Below are 4,709 nucleotides of genomic sequence, written 5' to 3'. Positions count from 1 at the left end.
GGACGAACGTAATGAACGTAATAGAACTATCAAGGAGGTTTTTAACGGGTGAGTGTAACATACGAACGTTTTGAACAGTTATTTGAACTATTGGTACTGCTATGGCTTTTTATATCGTTCAAAAGAAGATCAAACCGGAGGTAAAGAGAAATGAGACGCATAAAAAGGTTGTTGCGCATGTGGGCGAAGAAAGTTGGTACGATGGTGGCGATAGCAGTCTTCTTACTGGCGATAGCGTCCGCGGTAAATGCGTACAGTGGGCATGGAACCGGAGAAGTCACGCTGGATGGAACCGGGAAACTGTTAGCCAGGGGATACGGCAATGTCTCAATCACCCTGAATGGGACTGTAGACATGATGTGCAAACGAGGCGTGCTTGTAGTAACAGATAATTACGGTGATATAGAGATAACAGCTACCGGCTTTGGATACAGGAAGGAATTGGGTGAGCACAGATGGCTCTACAGAGGTACGGGCAGCGTAGTCATAACAGGGAGTGATATACTCGTGGAACTCCATGCTCAGAATGGAGCACTGACCGCGAAAGGCACTGGTTCAGCAAGACTGAATGGCACAGGGACATATATAGCATGTTGAGCTGGAATAAGGGTGGTAGCAAATAAAAGACCACCTCTCTTTTATTTTTTCATTTCATCTTATTTCTTAACTTAACCGATCTGTAAAGAAAGACCCCAGAAAGACTGCCAGGACTACCCTAAAATGGCACAAAGATGTAGTGTTGTGGAGGGCAAACCTGAGAAACTTACTATTATGGATGAGCCAATGTTAAGGATGATACTTTGCCTTCCATTTGTACTTGTACCTCTGCTTGTTCTTGTTCTTGTTCTCATCTTTGTCTCAGGTATAGTGTGTGTGGTGTGTGGGTTGAGTATTGAAGACGGTAATGAGGCAGCAGCGGTAGTAGCAGATGAGGGGTATTTCAAGCAGCTCATACTGGAGATATATGTGGATGAATCGGGTAAAGCACTTGTGACAGGTTATATAGAGCCTGATGCAGTTGCGAGTCTCTCTTTCTTACAGAACTCAGAATATATCTACGATAACGATACAAAACAGTTATATGCCCTCACAGACGAATTAACGGACAAATCAGGCGCTGACTGGACGTTGAGATTCTCCTCATGTGCCTATTATACTGATTATCACACGGTCTTCTATTTGCCCGATGTCATACGATTGGGCAGGATAAATTGCTCGCCTACAATGCAGTACTTCGTAACAGTATCAAATGGCTCTTTTGTTATTGATGTCCAGGGTTACGATGTTGAAAGCCCGACGACTGAGATAGAATATCAGGAACAGCTTGAGCAGCCTGAACAGCCTGGTAAGGGTGATACTAACACTAACATTACTATTATGCAACCACTGCTACTGCTTATCATCGTGACTATCGCTGTTCTAACTGCGTTATTGGTGCTATATTTCTACTTTTACTTCACGAAGAAGCGAAGTGCGATAGGGGGTGCGGAAGAGTATAAGGCGGACAGGGATGGCAGGAAAGGGACAGGAATCGAGATTAGCAGCGATATGATGCGAATAATGGAGACACTAACAGAGAGGGAGCGAGGGATAGTGAATGCGCTGTTGAAGCATAACGGGGAGATGACCCAGGCAGACCTGAGATACGAGACCGGGATACCAAAATCCTCACTGACAGGTATCCTCCGCAACCTTGAGAGAAGGAACATAATAAACAAGAAAGAATGGGGCAGAACGAACGTAATAGAACTATCAAAGTGGTTTTTAGGGGGCAAGGGCAAGAAATGAACGTTTTGAACAGTTATTTGAACTATTGGTACTGTTATGGCTTTTTATATCGTTCAGAAGAAGATAAAAATCGGAGGTGAAGTAAAGAGAAATGGGATACATAAAAAAGTTGGTGGGGATGTCTATCGCGGCAGTGGTAGTTCTGAGTATCGTCAGCGGAATAATAACGGTATCTGTCACAGCGATGCCCAGGTCCAAAGTACCGGTGGCGGTCGTTTATTCAGGGCATGGGTTTGTTCTGAACGGTGATGAATTCCACGTGCTCAGGGTACAGGTGATCAAAGCGAGAGAGCCAAAGCCGAGAGAGATCATGGAATATATAGGTGCGAACACGAGCCTAAAGGAGCTAAAGGCAGCGATAGCGAAAGAAAGACCCCGCTATCGCGGTCGTTTACGTGTTGGTGATGAGCTTTACAGACTTGATAATATCACAACCGGGAATAGAACTGTCAGTGCAGACCTCATGAATGTATCTGGGTTGACACGGGAGAGGGCGGGGCATATCAGTATCACAGTTATGCAGTATGAGGGCACGAGGATAGGCGAAGGTACACTGAGTATGTATAAGGGCGCGTATATAGGAGAATACCGGGTACTGCTTGCTATGCTACCCCCGCAGCCGGTAAAGAGGCGAATATGAAAGAGGTACGGGCAGCGTACCAACCAACCCTTTTATTTTTTGTTTTTGTACACGCGACATAGGAACATTCTGTTAAACGCTAATTTTTGTATTAGTCCACTACCTCTACCTCCTCTATCGCCACAATTTTACGCCTGCTTTTCGTGCCCGAAACGATTCTCACATTGGCGTTGAAGTATCGCGACAATAGTTTGACTACCGCTTTGTTTGCTTTGCCTCTTGTTGGTGGCTCTTTTACTCGCACTACTACTAACTGTTCCGCTTCTATTACCGCCTCCTCATTTGAGTTCGGAATGACTTTTATCTCAATCGTTTTCATTCTATTCCATAACCAGCTCGTATTTAGTTAGCATAGATATTTAAGCTTTTTATAGATACTTTAATCCACTCGCCAGTTATCAGTGGAATACTCAAAATATCCAAGAATAGGAGATTTAATCACCTGTTCATCTACGATAATAGATTTAGCTCGATGGAGATTTGGATTCTTCGTTGTTCCACTCATATGACTTTATGTGTTGAAAAGATAGGTTTTTTACCTTATACATCTGGCGGGATTTCGGTAGTTGGACATGAGAGAGCTTGTTCATTCATCTTTTCCCGTTCGAGAAAAGTATCCCAATATATCCCCACTGTTATCGAACACATAAACGTCAGCATCGGTTTTTCGAGACAAATCTTCTGCAAGAGTGCCGAAGAAAGCGCTCAGCCGCTCATAATTTGCTTTCTTCAGTCGTTCAACAAGCTCTCCAACGCTGCTGAACTCAAAATCGAAATAGCTATGAGCATCAATACCCAACATATCACAGATCTTCGCGGGCATCGTGAATATCACCTTCCTCTTCGCTTTTGATTTCTCTATTGCGTAGCACACGAAATTACCGGCAACTACAATTTTGTCCTCGGGGAAGTTCAGCTTTTCTACTGCTATCCTCTTGCTCTTCTCTCCCGTGCTGATGCCTATGATCTCCTTTTTATCTGCTATGAGAACGTCCAGGGCATACTTGTAGCACTCGTCAGTGTATGGCTCGATGAATCCGGAAGCACCGAAAATGGGTATTCCACCTTCTATTCCCAGTTTAGGGAGAACCGTATTTTTCGCTATCCTCTCCCCCTCAGGCACGAAAATCTCTATCTCTACACCACAGGACAGCACTTCCTTCACGTTCGCTTCTATATTCTTCAGGATGTGTGGATATATATCCGGCACGCCGACTTTACCAAATCCTGCTCTTTTTAGTATCCCTATACCCCTGCCCGCTCTTATGGAGAATACGGGAAAACGTCTCGCCTTTGCACAGATAAGCATTCCATTGAATGTGTCCCCTTTGTAATCGCCGGAATCTACACGAACACAGGCAATACAATCTTCTTTATCAGCATTTTCTACTTTCAGCTCCGCTTTTACGCCAACCGGAGTTGTAATTTCTACTTTTTTCACTTCTTCACCCGCAAGCAGAAGAGCAGCAGCTTTTGATGCCGCAGTAGCGCAAGTTCCTGTTGTATAGCCTCGTTTGAGGATTCCGCCATCTTCGAGCAGGACCACCCTTCCTCTTTTTATCTGCTCGATTAAGGCATCATAACGGATACCGTTTATCTTCGCCGCTGCTTTTATGAGTTCTTCCGGATATTCCTTCCCAGATACAGGGTCTATCATTTACAAAACACTACCACTACCACTACCCATCCCTCGCGAGCACTGCAGAGACGTTTAAGTCAAGTTCTACTGCGTTCGCTTTCTCTTTCTTCACCCCACCCCATAGTTTTAAGCCTGCTACTACCAATACGTATATCCCTATCACCAATACAGCCCTATCAATCACTAAAAACGTCCTTTTCCAGGGAGTAAGCTCAAGTAAATCGGCATAAGCGTAATTGCCACAGCTAATACAAGAACGGCTGCGACGACCATAGCGATTGATTTCACTACAGTTGCGCTGTCTATCTCTATCGTCATCGTATCCTATGTTTCCTATGTTATAACATATATTCCGCATTTAAATATTTTAAAGATACTATTTTAGCTTTTTGGAAAGCTATGGACCTGTCAAATAAGATTCACCTTGCATTGCATTTCATGTTCGTACATTTTATTCCTCCTTTTGTCTTGATTTGATTTAGCATGAAAAAGAAGATGACGTGGAGTAACGGTTGCCTTCGCTTTTGCATTGTCATGACCTCCAGTAGTTCGTACAGACTTTCGTCCATAAATGGTGCAATACATCTGCTCATACTCACGACCGAGCAATGCAAGGATTTTACCATGAATAAGTCTTAAGTT

General features: G+C 43.9%; 7 protein-coding genes. 3 read left to right on the top strand and 4 right to left on the bottom strand.

All coding sequences use genetic code 11. The features are described 5' to 3' along the window. Positions 1-150: 150 nt before the first annotated feature. From J7J01_09825 to J7J01_09815, 3 genes are all read left to right on the top strand, one after another. Positions 151-597 carry a hypothetical protein gene (locus tag J7J01_09825; protein MCD6211158.1) on the top strand — a complete coding sequence of 149 codons (447 nt, stop codon included), beginning with the start codon at positions 151-153 and terminating at the stop codon, positions 595-597. A 174-nt stretch (positions 598-771) separates the two neighbouring features. After that, a complete protein-coding gene (locus J7J01_09820; protein ID MCD6211157.1) occupies positions 772-1,788 on the top strand; it encodes a hypothetical protein in 1,017 nt (338 codons plus the stop codon). 91 nt (positions 1,789-1,879) lie between these two features. Further along, complete coding sequence (locus J7J01_09815) at positions 1,880-2,428, top strand: hypothetical protein (GenBank protein ID MCD6211156.1); 549 nt, start codon at positions 1,880-1,882, stop codon at positions 2,426-2,428. A gap of 91 nt (positions 2,429-2,519) precedes the next feature. Here J7J01_09815 and J7J01_09810 read toward each other — a convergent pair whose 3' ends face one another. From J7J01_09810 to J7J01_09795, 4 genes are all read right to left on the bottom strand, one after another. Next, on the bottom strand, positions 2,520-2,747 hold the full coding sequence (locus tag J7J01_09810; protein ID MCD6211155.1) for a DUF167 domain-containing protein: 228 nt from the start codon (positions 2,745-2,747) through the stop codon (positions 2,520-2,522). Between the two features lie 267 nt (positions 2,748-3,014). Continuing rightward, entirely contained in the window at positions 3,015-4,085 is a 1,071-nt protein-coding gene (locus tag J7J01_09805; protein MCD6211154.1) for a cobalt-precorrin-5B (C(1))-methyltransferase, read from the bottom strand. A 22-nt stretch (positions 4,086-4,107) separates the two neighbouring features. Further along, positions 4,108-4,425: a hypothetical protein gene (locus tag J7J01_09800; GenBank protein MCD6211153.1), complete on the bottom strand. Its 318-nt coding sequence runs from the start codon at positions 4,423-4,425 to the stop codon at positions 4,108-4,110. Positions 4,426-4,475: 50 nt separating this feature from the next. Further along, positions 4,476-4,709 (bottom strand): hypothetical protein (locus tag J7J01_09795; protein ID MCD6211152.1); only part of this gene is annotated, 234 nt, incomplete at its 5' end.

The organism is Methanophagales archaeon, from assembly GCA_021159465.1.
Taxonomy (GTDB): domain Archaea; phylum Halobacteriota; class Syntropharchaeia; order Alkanophagales; family Methanospirareceae; genus G60ANME1.
This window is presented reverse-complemented; position numbering and strand designations above follow the sequence as displayed.